The organism is Halomonas sp. KG2 (assembly GCA_030440445.1).
In the GTDB taxonomy this organism is placed as follows: Bacteria; Pseudomonadota; Gammaproteobacteria; order Pseudomonadales; family Halomonadaceae; genus Vreelandella.
The window spans coordinates 1,177,662-1,198,144 of sequence record CP098528.1; the positions used below are offsets into that span (position 1 = coordinate 1,177,662).

At 54.9% G+C, this 20,483-nt stretch carries 16 protein-coding genes; 11 read left to right on the forward strand and 5 right to left on the reverse strand.

Annotated elements, in window-relative coordinates:
• Positions 1–34: 34 nt before the first annotated feature.
• Positions 35–418, reverse strand: a complete 384-nt coding sequence (locus tag NDQ72_05380; protein ID WKD29384.1) for a VOC family protein — start codon at positions 416–418, stop codon at positions 35–37.
• Between the two features lie 39 nt (positions 419–457).
• Between NDQ72_05380 and NDQ72_05385 the strand changes: the two genes are divergently transcribed.
• On the forward strand, positions 458–1,105 hold the full coding sequence (locus tag NDQ72_05385; protein WKD29385.1) for a class I SAM-dependent methyltransferase: 648 nt from the start codon (positions 458–460) through the stop codon (positions 1,103–1,105).
• 24 nt (positions 1,106–1,129) lie between these two features.
• Here NDQ72_05385 and NDQ72_05390 read toward each other — a convergent pair whose 3' ends face one another.
• Genes NDQ72_05390 through NDQ72_05405 form a run of 4 tightly spaced genes read right to left on the reverse strand, consistent with a single transcriptional unit; the run spans position 1,130 to position 7,608 of the window.
• Complete coding sequence (locus tag NDQ72_05390) at positions 1,130–2,254, reverse strand: ABC transporter permease (protein WKD29386.1); 1,125 nt, start codon at positions 2,252–2,254, stop codon at positions 1,130–1,132.
• A gap of 1 nt (position 2,255) precedes the next feature.
• Positions 2,256–5,021, reverse strand: a complete 2,766-nt coding sequence (rbbA, locus tag NDQ72_05395; protein WKD29387.1) for a ribosome-associated ATPase/putative transporter RbbA — start codon at positions 5,019–5,021, stop codon at positions 2,256–2,258.
• Positions 5,018–6,088 (reverse strand): HlyD family efflux transporter periplasmic adaptor subunit, encoded by a 1,071-nt coding sequence (locus NDQ72_05400; protein ID WKD29388.1) that lies wholly within the window; start codon positions 6,086–6,088, stop codon positions 5,018–5,020. The genes rbbA and NDQ72_05400 overlap by 4 nt, the downstream gene beginning before the upstream one ends.
• A gap of 17 nt (positions 6,089–6,105) precedes the next feature.
• The gene (locus tag NDQ72_05405; GenBank protein WKD29389.1) at positions 6,106–7,608 is read right to left on the reverse strand and encodes an efflux transporter outer membrane subunit; all 1,503 of its coding nucleotides are present in this window, start codon (positions 7,606–7,608) and stop codon (positions 6,106–6,108) included.
• Positions 7,609–7,955: 347 nt separating this feature from the next.
• On the opposite strand from NDQ72_05405, the gene NDQ72_05410 reads away from it, so the two are divergent.
• From NDQ72_05410 to NDQ72_05455, 10 genes are all read left to right on the forward strand, one after another.
• Positions 7,956–9,326, forward strand: a complete 1,371-nt coding sequence (locus tag NDQ72_05410) for an MFS transporter (protein ID WKD29390.1) — start codon at positions 7,956–7,958, stop codon at positions 9,324–9,326.
• Positions 9,327–9,494: 168 nt separating this feature from the next.
• Positions 9,495–11,285 (forward strand): acyl-CoA dehydrogenase, encoded by a 1,791-nt coding sequence (locus NDQ72_05415; protein ID WKD29391.1) that lies wholly within the window; start codon positions 9,495–9,497, stop codon positions 11,283–11,285.
• A gap of 199 nt (positions 11,286–11,484) precedes the next feature.
• On the forward strand, positions 11,485–12,858 hold the full coding sequence (locus NDQ72_05420; GenBank protein ID WKD29392.1) for a xanthine/uracil/vitamin C permease: 1,374 nt from the start codon (positions 11,485–11,487) through the stop codon (positions 12,856–12,858).
• 46 nt (positions 12,859–12,904) lie between these two features.
• Complete coding sequence (locus tag NDQ72_05425; protein ID WKD29393.1) at positions 12,905–14,536, forward strand: acyl-CoA synthetase; 1,632 nt, start codon at positions 12,905–12,907, stop codon at positions 14,534–14,536.
• An 18-nt stretch (positions 14,537–14,554) separates the two neighbouring features.
• Positions 14,555–15,403 (forward strand): 3-hydroxybutyryl-CoA dehydrogenase, encoded by an 849-nt coding sequence (locus NDQ72_05430; GenBank protein WKD29394.1) that lies wholly within the window; start codon positions 14,555–14,557, stop codon positions 15,401–15,403.
• A gap of 121 nt (positions 15,404–15,524) precedes the next feature.
• Positions 15,525–16,298, forward strand: coding sequence for an enoyl-CoA hydratase-related protein (locus NDQ72_05435; protein WKD29395.1), 774 nt, complete (start codon positions 15,525–15,527; stop codon positions 16,296–16,298).
• 787 nt (positions 16,299–17,085) lie between these two features.
• Positions 17,086–18,363 (forward strand): group II intron reverse transcriptase/maturase, encoded by a 1,278-nt coding sequence (gene ltrA, locus NDQ72_05440; GenBank protein ID WKD29396.1) that lies wholly within the window; start codon positions 17,086–17,088, stop codon positions 18,361–18,363.
• 119 nt (positions 18,364–18,482) lie between these two features.
• On the forward strand, positions 18,483–19,100 hold the full coding sequence (locus NDQ72_05445) for a LysE family translocator (protein WKD29397.1): 618 nt from the start codon (positions 18,483–18,485) through the stop codon (positions 19,098–19,100).
• Positions 19,101–19,139: 39 nt separating this feature from the next.
• Positions 19,140–19,835, forward strand: coding sequence for a glutathione S-transferase family protein (locus tag NDQ72_05450; protein ID WKD29398.1), 696 nt, complete (start codon positions 19,140–19,142; stop codon positions 19,833–19,835).
• 66 nt (positions 19,836–19,901) lie between these two features.
• Positions 19,902–20,441, forward strand: coding sequence for a YaeQ family protein (locus NDQ72_05455; protein WKD29399.1), 540 nt, complete (start codon positions 19,902–19,904; stop codon positions 20,439–20,441).
• Positions 20,442–20,483 lie beyond the last annotated feature (42 nt).

A 20,483-nucleotide genomic window follows, 5' to 3' on the forward strand; every position in this document is an offset into this window, starting at 1 on the left:
CTCACTATGATAGCGCGGCTGGCGCGGCTTATCATTAGCGGGTAGCAGGTCGGCAAATTTCCAGCAAATTACCGTCTGGGTCGCGTAAGTAAATCGACTCAATTGGACCATTAGCGCCTTGGCGAGCAACTGGGCCAAGCTCTACGTCAATAGCAAGTGCATCTAAGTGCTGTTTGAACTCATCCAGCGGCAGTTGGCAGCGCAGGCATAAATCCAGGCTGCCTGGGGTAGGGGTGGCAGAAACAGGCGCAATATCAGTGTCGGTTTGATGCAGGCGCAGTGCCGTGTCGCCTAGCATAAGATCTACCCGCTGTGCGTCTCGGTAGCGCACGTCTAACCCCAGCACACGGGAGTAAAAATCCACGGCGCGACCCATATCAGTCACCGTAACTACAAGATGGTCAAAACCTGAGAGCATGCCACTTTCCTTAAAACAAACGTAAAACATGAGAATACGATGATGCGACGCTGCCCGCTATGCTATACGCCTGAACCGGCGCTTTATCACCAAGACCGTCGCCGCGATTACTACCAGTGTGCCACGTGCGCCTTGGTGTTTGTGCCTGCCGAGCAGCATTTAGATGCGCATCAAGAAAAGGCAGAATACGACCAGCATCAGAATTCGCCGCATGATACGGGATATCGGCGTTTTTTGGGGCGTTTATTTGCTCCGTTAGTGGCTAAGCTACCACAAGATTCCCAAGGGCTAGACTTTGGCTGTGGCCCAGGGCCTACGCTGTCGGCGATGTTTGAGGAGGTGGGGTTTGCGATGGCGGTTTACGATATTTTTTACGCCCCTGACGTTGAAGTACTAAACCGCCAGTATGACTTTATTACGGCCACCGAGGTGTTAGAGCATCTCGCGAGGCCAGGCGAAGAGCTTAGTCAACTGGTCGAGAAAATAGTCCCTGGGGGCTATCTTGGGGTCATGACAAAGCGTGTCAGTACCCCAGCAGCATTTGCCCGCTGGCACTATATAAACGACCCGACGCATGTGAGTTTTTTCAGCGAAGCGACGTTTTGTTGGATAGCCGAACGTTGGGGCATGGTGGTGGAATTTCCCGCAGCGGATGTGGTGTTGCTCCGCCGCAGACCATTAACTTGATGATTCGGTGCCAGAGTTCATGACTCATGCCATCTGGCCGATGGCCTTGCGAAAACGCGATAAAGAAAAAGCGAATAGAACGCTACCGATCAACAGCAGCAGCAGAAACTGAGGCCATACTACGTTTATCCCCGCACCTCGATAAAGGATTGCCTGACCCAGTTCGACGAAGTGAGTGGTTGGTGCGAGCAGCATGATGTGCTGGACAATTTCCGGCATGCTTTCGCGTGGTGTCGTACCCCCGGATAGCAGTTGCAGGGGCAGCAGTACCAGCACCATTAGCATGCCAAATTGTGGCATGTTGCGTGCAAGGGTGGCGAGAAAGATGCCCATAGAGGTGGTCGCGAAGAGGTGGAGCGCTGCCCCCACAGCGAACAGTGTCACTGAGCCTGCTATGGGTACCTGTAAGGCCCAGCTAACAACTAAATAGAGCGAAAGCAGTGCGGAGACCAGAACCACTAGACCCATTGACCAGACCTTGGCCAGCATAATTTCTGCCGGGGTGACTGGCATTGCCAGTAGATGCTCAATGGTACCGTGCTCTCGTTCGCGTATCAGCGCTGCGCCAGTGAGAATGATAGAGAGCATGGTAATGTTATCGATGATGGACATCAGCGATCCGAACCAAGCTTTTTCGAGCCCAGGATTGAAGCGCGCTCGTAGTACTAGGTCGACGGGTGGGGCGCTAGAGTTGCGGTAACGTTGAGTAAACGCGTTGATCTCGTCCATGACGATTTGCTGGATATAGCCATTGCCAGTAAACGCTTGGCTCATGCGTGTGGCATCGATATTGAGTTGAATCTGAGGGGCGTGACCAGCCAGTACGTTGCGCTGAAAATCGGGTGGTATGTTGAGGACGAAAGTGTACTGGCCTGCATCTAGCCCAGGGTCAATCTCACGAAGTGAGATCTTGTCTGGGATAGCGAATTGGGGGGGATAGAACGCCGTGATAATACGAGATGATAGCGGCGAGTTATCTTCATCAACGATGGCGATGGGAGCCATGTGGAGACTTTCGGGCAACGCGGTCGCCTTGGTGTAGACCGAGATACTGCACACGTAAGCGATCAGAATTAGCATAATCGGGTCGCGGATCAGGCTCCATAGTTCCTTGACGCCCAGCCGGTAGATAGTCAAGACACTATGCATCTCAGCGCTCCTGGTTTTTTAACAGGAAAATAGACAGTCCCATGATCGTTGGAACTGCGATCAACAGTGGGACAAACAGGGTATAGAGGTCGCCAAGCCCCAGCGCTTTGCTAAATACACCGCGCGTGATGGTTAACATGTAGGAGGTGGGGTAGATGGTGCCAATGAAACGCCCCACGCCTTCTAGTGAGCTGACCGGATCGATCATTCCTGAGAATTGCACGGCGGGAATCAACGTGCCGATGATGGCGAAGAACATCGCTGCTATTTGGCTGCGCGTCAACGTCGAGGCGAGCAGTCCCATGCCCGTTGCGATAATGCTGTAGATCACTACTGCTAACAGCAGCGTCAGGAAGCTGCCTTTGATGGGCACATCAAATAGCGTGACCGCGAGTAATGCCATTAGCAGAAAATTGATGATAGCGAGAGCGATATAAGGCAACTGCTTGCCGACTAGGAATTCGCTACGAGTGACAGGCGTGACGTAGAGGTTGATGATCGACCCGAGTTCTTTTTCCCGCACGACGGCCAGCGCGGTCAGCATCGCCGGTAGCATCATTAATAGAAGAGGGATGACTGCTGGCACCATGGCTGGCAGGCTCTGAACATCAGGATTGTAGCGAAAGCGGGTTTCGACATTAGCAGCGGGGGCAGTGACATTAGTCGCGGCTTGCCCTGCTTGCTCGAGTAGCCACTGTCGATGGATACCCTGCACGTAGCCGCGTGCGGTTTCAGCACGCTGGGGCATCGCACCATCAATCCAGGCGCCGATTTCAACCTGGCTTCCTCGCTTCACATCACGGCCAAAGCCAGGAGGGATTTCAATGGCCAGGGTGAGCTTGCCACTGCGCATGCGCTTGTCCATATCTGCGTAATCAATCAATGGCGGTTGCTCGATAAAGTAGCGGGAGCCAGACAGATTCATCGCATAGCTATTGCTCAGGGTCGTCTGGTCGCGGTCAAGGATGGCATAGCTGAGATCCTCCACGTCCAGGCTGATGCCGTAGCCAATGACCAACATCAGGATGAGTGAGCCAAGCAGGGCAAGGGTGCCGCGCACCGGGTCGCGACGAAGCTCCAGCGATTCTCGCCAAGTGTAGCTAAGTAGACGCTGGAGACTAAAAGCGCTGTGTTTTACGCCGTTATGAGGCAGGGTGGGCGGTGTCGTGGTCACTGAGTTGGGCGTTGCCTCGGGTGCTTCCTGGTCCTGTTCGTCGGCGCCTGCTTCGGTCAAATAGCCGATGAACGCCTCTTCCAGAGTCGCTGCTCCACGTTTTTTCACCAGTGCCGCAGGCGTGTCGCTATCGAGCACTTGACCGGCGTGCATCATCGACATGCGATCACAGCGCTCGGCTTCATTCATGAAATGGGTAGAAATGAAAATGGTCACCCGGTCACGGCGCGCTAGCTCAATCATCAGCCGCCAGAAGTTGTCGCGGGCAACGGGATCAACCCCAGAAGTCGGCTCATCCAGGATGAGTAGTTCGGGCTTGTGGACCATCGCCACCGCCAGGGAAAGACGCTGACGGATGCCGAGTGGCAAACTTTCCGGCAGGCTGCCGCGTACCTCTTGTAGGTCGAAGCGTTTCACCATCTCATCCACGCGGGTGGCTATCTCCGCTTGAGGGACCTGGAAAAGGCGGGCGTGTAAGATTAGGTTTTGCTCAACGGTTAGTTCGCCATACAGTGAGAACGCCTGGGACATGTAGCCCACACGGCGGCGGGTGTCGATATCGCGGGTATCCACCTGTTTGCCGAACAGCCACGCCTGGCCTTCACTGGCCGGCAACAGACCGGTAAGCATCTTCATGGTGGTTGATTTGCCACAACCATTGGAGCCAAGAAAGCCGAAAATCTCGCCACGCCGGATCCGAAAGCTGACGTGGTCGACGGCGACAAAATCGCCAAAGCGCATGGTGAGGCCCTTAGCCTCAATGGCGACTTCATCGTCATCTTGTGCCAACGGCGGAATATGCACTGGTGCGTAGTCGCGTTTTTTCTCTTCCGGTAGCAGGGCGATAAAGGCAGCTTCCAGGGAGTTACTGGCAGTACGCTCTAGCAATGCCGCTGGCGTTCCGGTAGCCAGAATTTTGCCGTCGTCCATGGCCACTAGCCAGTCGAAGCGCTGGGCTTCATCCATGTAAGCGGTCGCGACCACCACGCTCATCTGTGGTCGTTGGCGACGTATACGTGCGATCAACTCCCAGAACTGGGCGCGGGCCAATGGATCGACGCCGGTGGTTGGTTCGTCGAGGATCAATAAATCGGGGTCATGGATCAGCGCGCAGCATAACCCCAGCTTCTGCTTCATACCGCCGGAAAGTTTGCCTGCTGGGCGGCCAAGGAATCTGTGCAGCCCCGTACTACGGGTTAAATCGTCGATTCGGCGACGTCGTTCGGCATGCTCATGGCCGAAGAGGCGGGCAAAGAACTGTAGGTTTTCCTCTACTGAAAGCGTCGGGTAGAGGTTCTTGCCCAACCCTTGGGGCATATAGGCAATGCGCGGGCAGATAGTGTCGCGATGACGCTTGTTGGCCATATTGCCGCCGAGCACTTCCACTTGCCCTTCTTGGATCGCGCGTGCCCCCGCAATAAGCGCTAACAGGCTGGATTTTCCAACGCCATCAGGCCCTATCAGCCCAACCATGCTGCCCGCAGGGATTTCTAGATCGATGCCCGCCAGGGCAACCTGCTTACCATAGTGCAGCTGGATGGCTGATAGTATTACTACCGCTGGCGTAGGTGATGAGGGCGGTGTTGCTATCATTGTGGTACCCGAACAGCCAACTCAGCAGGCCACTCTGCGTCGGGGTCAAGCTTAACCCAGGCTTCCCCAGGGACACCGGTTTTAACTTGCTCAAGATGACGTTGTAGAAGGTCTCGATCAATCTGTGCTTTCACTCGGAACATTAATTTTTGTCGTTCCGAAGCGGTCTCTACCGTCTTAGGCGTAAATTGTGCCGTGCTGGCGACAAACGAGATGCGTGCCGGTATGACTAGGTCAGGTGCCGCATCCAGGATGATACGTGCCTCGCTGCCCAGCGCTACACGACCTGCTTGTTCGGCAGGTAAGAAGAACGTCATGTGTACGTCGCTAAGATCGACCAGGTTCAGCACTCGCCCTCCACCTGGAAGTACCTCGCCAGGCTGGGCAATACGGAATTGTACGCGCCCTGCACGAGGCGCAACCAACTGACTGTCGGTGATGTCTGCATCGATACGCGTGATGGTGGCTTCGGCGGCAGTAACCGCAGAGCGGGCGCCGGTCACCTGGGCGCGAGCCGCTGCGATGGCCGACTGGGCGGCATCCACCTGGGCGTTAGCGGCGGCAACGGCTGCTCGTGCACTATTGACCCGAGCACGATCATCATCAAGTTCTTGTGCCGAAGCGGCTCCTTCCCGCGATAAGGTTTCCGAGCGAGCCAAGCGGCGTTGAGCCGCATCAAGTTCACTTTCACGCTGAGTCACGACGGCCTGAGCGGCAAGATGGTCGCTTTGCCGCAGAGCAACCTGTGCTTCCGCACTGAGTACGGCATTGAGTGCTTGTTGATACTGGGCTCTTGCCTCATCGCGTTGCGCCTCCAGTACCTGGATCTGCATGCGCGCCAGGGGTTGACCAACGGTGACAAATTCGCCTTCATCGACCAGGACTGCGTCAACGCGTCCAGGAAGCTTGGTAGCGATATCGATTTCAGTGGCCTCGATACGCCCATTACCGCTAGCAAAGCCTTCCCCCAGGCCTTCGTCGCGTAATTCAGTCCAGTAATAGTAGCCTCCAGCAGCAATAAGGATTACCCCAGCGGCAAGGATCAGTTTCTTAAGCGAAGAGTGCATATTGCTAGGCCCTAATGTCATTCAGCATGAGGTGGAGTAAGAGCGGAAGTGCTTGTCACAGCAGCTGATCCGCCGCCGAGAGCCGTGTATAAGGCCACTCGGGCTGACAGCAGTTGGCGGCGAACTGCTAGCCGCTGCTGCTCGGCGGAAAGCAAGTCGCGCTGTGCATCCAGGACTTCTAGGTAGGGCACCGCACCGTTTTCATAGCGCAGCATGGCTAAGCGAGCACGCTCGCGCTGTACTGCTAACATGTCATTGGCAGTTTCTACTTGTTCAGCCAGCCAGTGGTTAGCAGCCAGCGCATCGGCAACATCACGGAAGGCTTGCTGGATGACTTGCTCATATTCGACTATGGCTTGTTCGTGGCGTAACTCGGCCAGCGTCAGGTTGGCTTTTCGGCGTCCGCTATCAAAAATGGGCAGTGACAGGGTGGGGGAAAAATTCCATGCCTGGCTATCAGTTCCTAGCAGGCCGTTCAAGTCAGCACTCGCCGTGCCCAAACTACCTGTCAGCGCGATACGTGGGAAGAAAGCCGCCCGCGCAGCGCCAATATTAGCGTTAGCAGAACGCAGTAGGTGCTCGGCAGCGCGAATGTCGGGGCGGCGGGTCATTAGCTCCGATGGCAGCCCCGGCGCGAGAGGGGGCAGAACATCATCCGCTATTTTATCCCCGTCACTTGTTACCTTTTCGATAGGTGAACCAACTAATAGCGCCAAGGCGTTGGCTTGCTGAGCATGGGCTTGCTCCAACTGAGCACCTAGTGCCTTGGCCTGCTGCAGCAACATTTCAACTTGGGTGAGTTCCAGTGGTGAAGTTGCGCCTACTTCAACGCGCCGAGTAAATATCCGCAGTGACTCTTGCCGACTGTCGATGGTGCGGCGGGCTAGGTCCAAGCGCAAATCTAGTTCCTGAAGACGAAAATAGCTGTCGGCAACCTGAGCGATTAGGCTGATTTCGGTGGCACGCCGCGCTTCGTCGGTGGCTAGGTACTGCTCGAGGGCAGCCTCATTAAGGCTGCGTATTCTCCCCCAGAAATCTAGTTCCCAGCTGCTAAAGCCGACGCCCGCCTGGAACTGATTGCCAATCCGCGTACGTCCGCTAGGGCTCAGGTCAGAGGGTGTGCGTGAACGCTCACCAGCAGCTTGCACGCCAAGTGTGGGTAGCAACTCTGCATGTTGAATACCATAGGCTGCACGTGCTTGCTCAACGCGCAATAAAGCACTTCGCAAATCATAATTAGTGGTCAGTGCCTGTTCGATCAGCGCTTGTAGCCTGGTGTCGGTGAAGTAGCTGCGCCAAGCAATATCAGCACCAGCAGCCGTTGTTGGCATGCCCCCATCTGGGTAAACATCGGGCAATGTTGCTGCTGGCACCGAGTGAGGGGGGGCCAGCGAGGTGCAGCCAGACAGGCCCAGGACTAGCAGCATGATCGCTAAATATGCCACCTTGTCTTGTTGCTTAGGGGCGGACCGATATTTCATGCGAATGACCGCAGGTAAGGGAGCGAACGTATTGGGCATCTGATTGGCCATGGCAAATAGAAAGGAGACCTCTCCGTGTCAAATGAGTCGATACAGTGCGTGTGTCTCAGCCTGGAAGGCGTCAGTATGGCAATGTTTGTTCTAGCATTTGTTGATGTAGGGCAAGAGGGCTAATGACGCAGCCACCGCATTCAATATCGGCTGCTTTCTGGTGAGTTGCAAATGCGCTTCTCACTATTGCGGATTACACTGGCAATGGGTAGCGAAAAAAACTGGTGAAACCCACGGAACGAGTGTAGATTCGCCGCCCGATTCTGCGGTTGGAGTTTTCTCCGGCCATGTGTTAGCCCTGAAGGGGGCTTTTATTCTGTGAGGCAAGAAGCGATATGTCGCGGCAACTGCTAGCCATGGCGTTAGCGCCCTTATTAGGGCTATTTATTCTTGGGATTGGCAATGGCTTTCTCGCCACGCTGATCTCCGTGCGGCTAGACGCTGCGGGTGAGTCGGCAACGGTGATAGGTATTGTCTCCTCGGCTTACTTTATTGGCTTAGCACTTGGCGCGCTATTCAATGACCGGCTGCTGCTGCGCATAGGGCACATTCGTGCATACGGTAGCTTCGCCTCGTTGGTCGCTGTCACGGTGCTGTTGCAAGGGCTGTTTTTCGACCCTTGGGCATGGTTTGCGCTGCGTTTAATTGGCGGCTGGGCCACCGTGGGCGTTTACTTAGTGATTGAGAGTTGGTTGCTGACATCAGGCGAGCAAAAAGTACGTGGCCGCTTGCTAGCGATGTATATGATCTCGCTATATGCCGCGGGCGTGATTGGGCAGTTGCTATTAGGCGTCACCAGTGCCATGGGGGTGACAGCGCCCTTTATGGTGATTGGCCTATTGGCATCGTTATCGGTGTTGCCCATGGCCATGATTCCGCGGGTGTCACCCATTATGGAGCACGCTGAGCCGCTACCGCCGCACCGCTTGATTACGATGACGCCAACCGGGGTAATGGGAAGTTTAGGGTCTGGCATGGTGGTGGCTGCCGCCTACACCTTGCTGCCATTGTATTTGCAACGCATTGGTATGAGCGTCAACCAGGTGGGGCAAATGATGGCCGTCGTGATTCTTGGCGCCATGTTGCTTCAGTATCCGATTGGACGCTGGTCTGACCGTCACGACCGCCAACTCGTATTGATCGCCATCAGCACTTTCTGTGTGGTGATTTCCGCGGCCATGATATGGCTTCCGATGTCGACCCCTTTACTGGCGGCGCTGCTGTTTTTACTCGGTGGCGGTGTCTTTGCGCTTTACCCGGTGGCGGTTAGCCATGCCGCTGACCGTGCTCCGGCGGGAGCGCTGGTACGTATGAGCCAGGGCCTGCTATTGATCAACTCTATTGGGGCTACCATCAGCCCGCTAATGATTTCTCCAGTAATGACAGCGATGGGCGATGCTGGGTTGTTCTGGGCGTTTGGCTCGCTGAGCCTGTTTTTTGTTGTATTTTTCAGCTGGCGACGCAGTGTGCGGCCTGCGCCAGTTCCTGTGGCTCCCTTTACACCGACAACGCCGATGACCGCAGCAGGTGCCGAGCTAGTGGTTACTGAGGAACTGATGCAAGGCGCGCTCGAGCATGAGCACCTGGAAGACCTTTCTGATGTTGTGCCTGACGTGGATGCTGTCGAACCCATCGTTGGCCCACCCTCAGAAGATCAAACTCATATTGTTTATTACGATGATGTGGAAACTGAGGCGCGTCGATAACCCGTGCTGGGAGTGGGTGAAACGTAGCCAAAAACGCAGCTAGCGGACTGACGTTAATTCAGCAGGTGAGACCTTGGGCTAATGGTGTGATGAAAGTAGTGAAACTACTATTCGTGATAGTGTTTTTACTAATTGCTATTTATCACCGATTTTCTCTGAGGTTTCGCCATGAATTATTATGCCGCGCCGGTACGCGATTTACGTTTTGTACTCGAAGAGCTACTCGCGCACCGCTCGCTTGCACTGCCTGGCTTCGAAGAAGCCACGCCCGACTTGGTCGAGGCGGTGCTGGAAGAGGCAGCAAAGCTTGCAGGCGATGTGTGGGGGCCGCTAAATAGTGTCGGTGATCGACAAGGTGCTAAGCGCCACACCGATGGCAGTGTCACCACCTCAGAGGGTTTCGCAGCGGCCTATCAGGCGTATGTAGAAGGCGGCTGGAACGGCATTGGTGTTTCGGAAGCGTTAGGCGGACAAAACTTACCTGAGGTGGTCGCCAGCGCTGTTCAAGAAATGCTTCACGGTGCCAATATGGCCTTGGGTCTTTGCCCTATGTTGACGGCAGGCGCGATCGAAGCGCTGGCGCATCATGGTAGTGAAACGCTAAAAACGACCTATCTCCCCAAGCTCGTTGAAGGTACCTGGACAGGTACCATGAACCTGACGGAGCCTCAGGCAGGCTCCGACCTGTCTAAAGTACGTACCAAAGCCATCCCTGAAGGCGACCATTACCGCATTAGCGGCCAAAAAATCTATATCACCTGGGGCGAACACGACGCCGCCGAAAATATCATTCACCTTGTGCTGGCGCGAAAACCCGATGCGCCCGAAGGCAACAAAGGCATTTCGCTGTTCCTAGTGCCGAAGTTCCTGGTTAACGCAGACGGCTCGTTGGGCGAGCGCAACGACGTCACCTGTGCCTCTATCGAGCATAAGCTGGGCATTCATGGTTCGCCTACCTGCACCTTAAGCTTTGGCGAAAACGACGGCGCTATTGGGTATCTGGTGGGTGAAGAGGGACGTGGTCTTAACCACATGTTCACCATGATGAACGAAGCGCGCCACAAAGTGGGTATTCAAGGTATCGGGGTGGCTGAGCGTGCCTGCCAGCATGCGTTTGCTTACGCCTTGGATCGCACTCAGGGGAGAGCGCCTAAATCTCGTGGTGGTAACGAATGCTCGATCAGCGACCACTTAGATGTGCGCCGGATGCTGCTCTCAATGCGCGCCCGCACCGATGCCCTTCGTGCTCTGGCGCTTTACTGCGCTGGCCAGCTTGACCTTGCCCGACACAGTGAAAGCGACAGCGAGCGCCAAGCTGCTCAGGCGTGCGCCGATGTGCTGATCCCTATCGTCAAAAGCTTTTCGACCGACCAAGCCGTGGATATCGCCTCAATGGGTATTCAGGTACATGGCGGCATGGGTTATGTGGAAGAAACGGGTGCCGCCCAGCTGCTTCGGGATGCACGCATCGCGCCTATTTATGAAGGCACGAATGGCATCCAGGCCCTCGATTTGGCGGGGCGTAAGTTACAGCGTGATGGTGGAGCCGCGCTATCTGCGTTAATTGATGAAGTGCAAAAAACCGCTGAGACAATGCGCTCAGAGCCTAACCTTGCAGTTATGGGCAGTGCGCTGGCGGTCGGTGCCGATGATCTGCGTGCCGCCATGCAGCTTGTGCTTGAGCAAGGCAGTGACCCGCAAACTGGCCCAGATGCAGTGCAGGCTTATGCAACGCCGTTGCTCAACCTAGCTGGCCATGTGCTATGTGCTTGGCAAATGGGCAACGCCGCACTTCACGCGACCAGAGCGCTGCAAAAAGGCAGCGATGAGCCGTTTTATCGCGTCAAGTTGTCCAGCGCCAACTTTGTTATCACCCAGTGGCTGCCTGCTGGCCGCGCGCAACGCGCGGTTATCGAAGCGGGTATGCAGTGCCTGAGTGATTTCGAATTAACACCATAAACCACCGACAAGCTTAAGTGCTTTAACCACTTATTTCCGCCGGCCCATTGGGTCGGCGGCTTACGTTAAGACGCAATGAAACGGTCGTTTTAAAACGTATCGTTGTGCTTAACCGCGCCAGTGCGCCTGTGCGTATTGTTGCGCTGACTCTTTTTCCCGGTTCACAACAACATTAATGACTCAAACCAAGGAGTACTTCATGCAACTTAAGCACCGCCAGCACGGCGAAGAGCAGCCATATTGGCCCTTAGGGCCGTTTAAAGTGCGGCTCCCCTTTGTCCATTATCGCTGGGAAATGGCGGAGATGATTCAAGGACTCATCATGTTTGTGGTTAGTCTGGCGATGATTCCACTTTTAGAGCAGTACCTTGGTTTACCTTATGATGTTGCCTTGGCTTATGTGGTGGTGTGCGGCGTCGGCTTTATGCTCCCTGCGCTGTTAGGCGTGCCAATGGTGCCTGGTTGGATTACGCCTGCGGTGCCGGTGGTGTTAGCCTTCCTAGGAGATTTTGAGTCAGGCCCAGAGGCTATTCAGGCGCTGTTTGCACTTCAATTCTTGGTCTTTCTGATTTTCTTAATTTTAGGCGTCACTGGGCTGGGCCGTAAGCTGGTTCACTTGGTGCCTAACTCCCTCCAGGCAGGCATTATTATTGGTGCCGGTATTGCGGCTATTACTGGTGAAATACAGCAGGGCGGGCGCTTAGCTGAGACCCCGGTGTCACTGATCGCTGGTATGTTAATTGCCATATTTATGCTTTTTTCAGTGGCCTTTAAGCGCTGGGTAGAAGAACACGCGATCATGCGCAAAATTGCCAACTACGGCATGGTGCCAGGCATGATTATTGCGATCCTGGTGGCTTGGGCGATTGGTGAGTACCCGCGCCCTACTATTGAGTGGGGGATTACCCAGCCGAACTTCACCGAGATGTGGAACTACCTACCCTTTACGGTCGGCTTTCCTGGCGCTGATGTCTTTATGCTGGCCATACCCACCGCGGTGATCGCCTACGTCATCGCGTTCGGCGATATTGTCGTCGGGCGGACGTTGATGTCCCGTGTTGACCATATTCGTAGCGATGAAAAAATCGACTACAGCACGGATCGCATCCACCACGTCACCGCTATTCGTAACGGCATGCACGCTTTCTTTGCTCCCTATCCTGGTTTGGCGGGCCCGATCTGGACGGCCGTTACGGCCACCATGGCCGAGCGTTATAAAAATGGCCGCCATGCGATGGAATCGATTTATAGCGGCGGTGGCACTTTCTGGATTACCGGCTTTATTGCGCTGTTCACCCTGCCATTGGTCAGCATGTTTCAGCCGGTGTTGCCCATTGCGCTCTCGCTTACACTGCTGCTGACTGGCTATATTTGCTTAATGGTGGGTATTGAACAGACTAAAACCACTGCTGAGCGTGGCGTTGCAGGCACGATGGCCGTCGTTCTGGCGGTATATGGTGCAGGGTGGGGGTTAGCCGCCGGAGTCGTACTGTACGTGTTAGTGCAAAAAACAAATATGTTCGGGCGTGAGCCTTCGGCTACCCAAGACGCGGAAGAGCAAGATCAGCGCTAACGATAAAGATGACCAACACCAAAACGATCAACATAAAAGGTGATTTATGAACGCATCCATTTTTGAGCAGGGCATGCCGCCCACCGTTGCTAATCATGTACCGCTCTCTCCGTTGACGTTTATTGAGCGTTCGGCGGCGGTGTATCCCGATTACCCGGCGGTGGTGCATGGCACAACACGCCGCACCTGGGCAGAAACCTGGACCCGCTGTCGCCAATTGGCGTCGGCGCTTGAAAAACGCGGCCTTCAGCCCGGCCAAACGGTAGCGGCGATGTTGCCTAACATTCCGGCGATGTTTGAAGCCCATTTTGGGGTGCCTCTAGCTGGCTGCGTGCTCAATACCTTGAATATTCGCCTGGATGCCGAAGCAATCAGCTACATGCTGGCCCATGGTGAAGCGAAAGCCGTTCTTGTTGACCCTGAATTTGCACAGGTCATCAACGAAGCCGTTGCCTTATTAGACGATAAACCGCTGATTATTGACGTTTTCGATCTAGAGTTTTTAGGCGAAACTCAAGGCATCGGTGAGGTTGAGTACGAAGCATTGCTCGCTGAAGGTGATGCTGACTATGTCTACAAACTGCCTGAAAATGAGTGGCAAGCGATTTCACTGAACTACACCTCGGGCACCACGGGCAAGCCCAAAGGGGTGGTTTACCATCACCGTGGCGCCTACCTAAACGCGGTCAGCAATATCTTAGAGTGGGCCATGCCGCATCATCCGGTCTACCTCTGGACCCTGCCGATGTTCCACTGTAACGGCTGGTGTTTCCCCTGGACAATTGCCGCCAACGCCGGTGTTAGCGTGTGCCTGCGCAAAGTTGATCCAAAGCGGATCAACGACCTGATTGTGGATGAGAAGGTCACGCACTTCAGCGGTGCGCCGATTATACTGAACGGCCTTGTCAACCTGCCTGCTGATCAGAAGCGTGAATTTGATCATCCCGTTAAAGTGACCACTGCCGGTGCCGCGCCGCCTGCATCAGTGATTGCTGGTGTAGAGAAACTCGGTATTGAAGTGACCCATGTGTATGGGTTAACCGAGGTTTATGGCCCGGTGACGGTGTGCGCTTGGCGTGAATCGTGGAATGAGTTGCCGTTGGAAGCCCGTGCCAAAATCAAGGCGCGCCAAGGGGTGCGTTACCACATGCTTGAAGCGCTTTGCGTCGCCGATCCGTTGACCCTTGAGCCCGTCGCGAAAGATGGTGAAACCATCGGTGAAATTTTGATGCGCGGCAACAACGTAATGAAGGGCTATCTGAAGAATGCCGAAGCCACTGAGAAAGCCTTAGAAGGAGGGTGGTATCACACCGGCGATCTCGCAGTTTGGCACGCGGATGGCTACATCGAAATTAAAGACCGCTCTAAAGACATTATCATTTCTGGCGGTGAGAATATCTCCACTATCGAAGTAGAAGATGCCATTTATAGCCACCCAGCGGTAGAGGAAGCCGCCGTTGTGGCCAAGCCCGATGAAAAGTGGGGCGAGACTCCATGCGCGTTTGTTAAATTAAAAATCGGTTATGGTGAAATTACCGAAGCCGACATTATTGCTCATTGTCGAGAGCACTTAGCGAACTTCAAAGTACCGAAGACCATCATTTTTAGCGAACTGCCAAAAACGTCAACGGGCAAAATTCAAAAATTTGTTTTGCGCGAAGAAGCGAAACAGAAATGATTCAGGGGATACAGAACGATGAGTGAACAACCAATCGGTGTAGTGGGAGCAGGCACCATGGGGCAGGGGATCGCTCAGGTCGTCGCTGCCAGTGGTTTTACGGTTCGTCTCTTTGATGTTGCCGATGAGCAGCTTACCCGCGCCCAAGCCAATATTGATAAAGGCCTTGGCAAGCTGGTCGCAAAAGAAAAAATGAGTGAGCCAGCTAAGCAGGAAGCGCTGGCGCGGCTTTCCACGACCACTGATCTCGAAGCATTGAGTGACTGCGGTATTATTATTGAAGCCGCACCAGAACAACCCGCGCTGAAAGAAAAGCTGTTTCGTGATCTGAGTCATTTAAGCAGCGATGCTATTCTTGCCTCTAACACTTCGTCACTCTCGCTAACGCGGTTGGCCGCTGTGTGTGAGCGACCCGAGCGGGTAGTAGGCATGCACTTTTTCAACCCCGTGCCGGTGCTCAAGTTAGTGGAAGTGATTCGTGCCGAGCAGACCTCTGACACCACCGTTGAGCGCATAGAAGCGTTGGCAAAGGCGCTGGGTAAAACAGCGGTACCGATTGGTGATTCGCCAGGCTTTGCGGTTAATCGCTTGTTGGTGCCGATGATTAACGAAGCCGCTTTTATTGTTCAAGAAGGAACCGCAACGCCAGAGGCCATCGATGAAGCGATGAAGCTTGGCGCTGCCCATCCAATGGGGCCGTTGGCGCTGGCGGATTTGATTGGCCTTGATGTTTGTCTGGCGATCATGAACGTGTTGCAGGAAGGCTTTGGTGATCCTAAATATCGCCCCTGCCCGCTGCTAAAGCGCATGGTAGATGCGGGGTATCTGGGACGTAAGAGCGGTCGCGGATTTCATATATACGAGTGAGCACGCGTAAGCGCATCAGGTCAGTCAAGCGCGACAAAAGAAGTGATTGCCTACCAACCAAGCGTTCGCTAGGGTTGGTAGGTGTTCACTTTAAATGCGTAATAACAATTAAGGAGCCTGTATGAGCGATGCAGTGATTGAAAAAGTTGATAACGACGGTGTGGTACGCCTAACGATTAATCGCCCTAAGGCATTGAATGCACTGAATAGTGATGTGCTGAGTGCCTTAGAAGCTTATCTTGTGGAGCTTGAAACGCATCCACGTTTACGCGCTGTCATCATTACCGGTGCTGGTGAAAAGTCGTTTGTTGCCGGTGCTGATATCACCGAAATGCGCGATAAAACGCCAGAAGAAGCGCGTGCTTTTGCTACCCAGGCACTGCGTACTATTAAGCGCTTAGAAACGTTGCCCGTGCCGGTGGTCGCGCTAGTGAACGGGTTTTGCCTTGGCGGCGGCTGCGAATTGGCGTTGGCCTGCGACTGGGCGGTAGCTAGCGACAACGCTGTCTTTGGCCAGCCAGAAGTGTTGCTAGGTGTGATTCCTGGCTTTGGTGGCACCCAGCGTTTGCCGCGCCGTGTTGGCCCCGCGATGGCGATTGATCTAGTAACTACTGGCCGCAAAATCGATGCTCAGGAGGCGCTGCGCATTGGGCTAGTCAACCGAGTCATGCCCCAAGCTGAGCTTGAAAGCTATGTAGAAGAGCTCACCAAGCAACTTAAAGGCAACGGCCCGCTGTCAGTACGCGGCGCGAAGCAAGCCGTTCACGATGGGTTAGATCAAGACCTTGATAGCGCTTTGGCGCTGGAAACCAGCCTGTTTGCGCTCTGTTTTGCCGGCGAAGAGCAGAAAGAGGGCATGGGCGCTTTCGTTGAGAAGCGTAAACCCAACTTCTAAGCGTTCACTCATTCAATTTTACTTCTTTAGGGGGTGGCGCTTGCGCTACCCCCGTTTTGTTTGCCCGGCGAAGCCGGCAACCCCGGACACCTGAAAGAAGGTGTCGTCACCCCGACTGAGGGGAAGACAACCCGACTGGCAAGGGCGCCACTGGCCAACGGTGGGGTCTGAAGGAAGCCATAGGGTGTTAACGGTACACAACGCAAGTGAACCTGCTTCGGCAGCACAGGTGGGTAAGCGTGCAAAATAGCGCGACGCCCGATACTCAGTCAGGCCTGTGCTGTGTTTGAGGGTGGCATCGTTAACAGGGAGCCGGTGCAGTAACCGGGGAAGCCTGGCACCGTATCCAGTTTGTCTGGAAGGCACGCGTCAAGGTGAAAGCCAAGAGCGGGTCGGGTGTGAGGTGGCAGATGATGCCGTAGTAGTGAGGAAGTTCCGGCCTGTGAAGCCTGGTAACAGCGTGGAGGATAAAACCGGATCGACCGCTGGCGGAGGTTCAGTGGACTGGGCAAGGCCAAAAGCCTTGGTCGGATGCGAAGGGCGGAAGTCATTAATGAGAACGACGGATATTGATCCGAAGGTGGACGCTGCGTTCACAAGCTGTCCGACGGGGCAGGGAAGTGGGTCGAAGTGCGGTGGGAACACAGTGGCTTCGTCCTTCTCTGAACGAGGGAGTAGAACGACACCGTGGCGGCAGATTGCCAAGCGCTAGTACCCGGACGGGTCGTTTGAAACAGACCAGTAGCCAGACCGACGATCGGAGCCGTCATCACAGAGATGAGCAGGCATGAGGAAATACTACAGTCTTTACGGGCAGTTGCTGTCAAAGCAGCGCCTGTATGAAGCCTTCAGACACGTCAAGCGCAACAAAGGTGCGGCCGGAATCGATGGGCAGAGCCTGAGTGCGTTCGAGGTGAATCTGGAGGTGGAGCTGTCGTGTCTGCTCCTCGAACTGAAGGAAAAGCGCTATCGAGCGCAGCCTGTCAGGCGCGTTGCCATCGCCAAGGATGACGGCGGTGAACGTCTGTTGGGTATTCCCACGGTTCGAGACCGGGTTGTGCAACAGGCATTACGCAGTATCATCGAACCGCTCTTCGAACCGGACTTTCATCCCTCGAGCTACGGGTATCGTCCGGGACGCAGTGGCCACCATGCCATTGGCAAGGCGGAGCTGTTCGTGCGCCGCTACCGGCGTGAATGGGTAGTGGATATGGACTTGTCGAAATGCTTCGACACGTTAAACCACGACCTGATCATCCGCCAGTTCCGCCAACGGATCACGGACGGCAGTGTGTTGTCGCTGCTGCGCCAGTGCCTGGAAAGCGGCGTGATGGTGGGGCACCACCTTGAAGAGACGGCGCTGGGCAGCCCCCAGGGCGGCGTGATCAGTCCGCTGATCGCCAACGTCTACCTGGACGCCTTCGACCAGTTCATGAAGGCACGGGGTCATCGAATCGTCCGCTACGCGGACGATATCCTGATCCTGTGCAGCTCACGGGCTGGAGCGGAGAACGCGTTGAGGGCAGCCCACTGTTATCTGGAAGGTGAGCTGAAGCTGACAGTCAATGCCACCAAGACCCACATCGCGCACAGCGACGAGGGGATCAAGTTCCTGGGGGTGGTGATCCACACCAAGTACACCCGCATCCAGGAAAAGAAGGTGGTGAAACTTAAGCAGAAGGTGAAAGCGTTGACGAAGCGCAATCGAGGTGCAGGGCTTGCGGTGATCATCCGCGAACTGAATCCTGTACTCCGTGGCTTCGCCAATTACTTCCGGGTAGCGAACTGCGCACGGGTGTTGAAACAGGTGATGAGCTGGGTCAGGCGGCGTCTCCGCTGCGTCCAGCTCAAGCAGTGGAAGAAGCCGAGTCGGCTGCATCGAAGGCTGAAACAGTTGGGCTACCGCCCGCCGTTTAAGTACATCAAGATGCAAAGCTGGCGTAACGCGGCGTCACCGCTGGCCCATCTGGCGATCCCCAGCGCCTACTTGCATGACGATCTGAAGTTGATGGACTTAACGAAGATCAAAACGGGCATCACTGTCCCCGAGTTCGGGGTAAGTTAATGGCATGAGCCGTATACGAGGCCCGTATGTACGGTTCTGTGAGAGGGATGAGGCGGTAACGCCTCACCCTACTCGATATTCTCAGGCTTACTATCTTAACTCTCTATGGAGTTGCCACGATGCAATGGGCCGCGTTTATCCTCGCCGCGCTTGGTTTTGCTTACCTACCCGGACCTGCGATGTTGTACACCGCAGCGCAAACGCTGGGGCGAGGCCGACGGGCAGGATGGTTAGCGGTTATCGGTGTGCATATCGGTTGCTACGTCCACGTTATTGCTGCCGCGCTAGGCTTGGCGCTACTGTTTGCGGCTATTCCGCCAGCTTACATTGCGATGAAGGTCATCGGTGGGCTTTACCTGCTCTGGATGGGACTGCGCCTCTGGAAGCAGGGCATCCGCTCCCATGGCGATGACGTTCCACTGGCAACCACTAAGCGCGTACTGCGTGACAGCTTTCTGGTGGAAGTGCTCAACCCTAAGACGGCGCTCTTCTTCGTAGCGTTTCTACCTCAATTTGTTCAGCCCGATAGCGCCATACCAGTGGCATGGCAACTGCTTTGGCTCGGTATCGCCACCAATGTGCTGTTCTCTTCTGCAGATGTCATGGTGGTGCTGCTGGCTAGCCCTCTGCGGGAGTGGCTACAAAAGTCCCATGGCTCCTCCAGATTGATTCAACGTATTGGCGGCGGCGTATTAATGGGATTAGGAAGCAATACCCTAGCTCAGGCGGCGCGTTAAGAGTGGCTGCTGATTCATGTCCTTTACCAGGAGCGCTGCATGTTTGACCTATATATTGCCAACAAGAATTACTCGTCTTGGTCGCTGCGCCCTTGGGTGCTAATGAAGGCGTTGAATATTCCCTTCAATGAACACGTCATGCCGTTTGAAGGCGGTGTTGGTGAGAGCAATGCCACCTTTAGGCGTTTTTCACCCTCTGGCTTGGTGCCATGCTTGGTGGATTCAGATGTCGAGGTAGCGGTATGGGACTCGTTGGCCATTGTTGAGTATCTGGCTGAAACGTACCCTGATGTGTGGCCGGAAGACAAAGCGGCACGCGCCTGGGCGCGTTGTGCCAGTGCCGAAATGCACAGTGGTTTTAGTGCACTGCGCAATGAGTGCTCAATGAATTGTGGCGTGCGTGTTGCGCTAAAAGAGCGTTCAGTAGGCCTAACCAATAATTTGGCACGACTAGACACGCTATGGCTGGAAGGCCTTGAACGCTTTGGAGGCCCCTTTCTGGCAGGGGAGCAGTTGTCTGCTGTTGATGCGTTTTACGCCCCAGTTGCGTTTCGGGTGCAGACGTTTAGTCTGCCGCTGAGCGAAGTATCACAGGCTTATGTTCAGCGTCTGATTGCACATCCGGCGATGGAAGAGTGGTACCAAGCCGCCTTGGCAGAAACCTGGCGTGAGCCGATGCATGAGCAGGACACGATTAAAAACGCCGCCTTATTAAACGATTACCGAGCGGTATAGCGCAGTGTCGCCCCTGTGTTTCGATAAATCCGCTACACTGACGCAAATTTTAGATGGATATTTCCAATGGCGTTGAGTGCTACCCCTTACAAAGTTGATGTCAACCTGACCGACCTTGATCGCAATGTCTATGAGACACTGCGTTTTACCGTGGCTCGGCACCCTTCTGAAACCGAAGACCGGATGTGCGCACGTTTAATCGCCTACCTATTGTGGTACAGCGAAGCGCTCGCTTTTGGTCGTGGCCTTTCCGATGTGGACGAACCCGCCTTGTGGGAAAAAAGCTTGGATGGCCGCGTGCTGCATTGGATAGAAGTCGGTTTGCCAGATGCCGAGCGTCTTACTTGGTGTTCACGCCGTGCGGAGCGGGTGTCACTATTAGCTTATGGGCGAGTAGATCTTTGGGAAAATAAAGTGCTACCGGCGGTGGCATCGCTCAAGAATGTGCATGTAGCAGGGCTACCGCAAGAGGCACTTGCTACTATCGCAGAGGGTCTGCCACGGTCCATTAACTGGGCAGTCATGATCAGCGACGGCTCGCTGTTCATTACCGATGAAAATGGCCAGCATGAAGTAACTCCTCAGTGGCTTCTCCGTGAGCGTTAGAAAGTTCAAAGCTAGCGAGTGGCCATGCTGTGGCGACGTTTT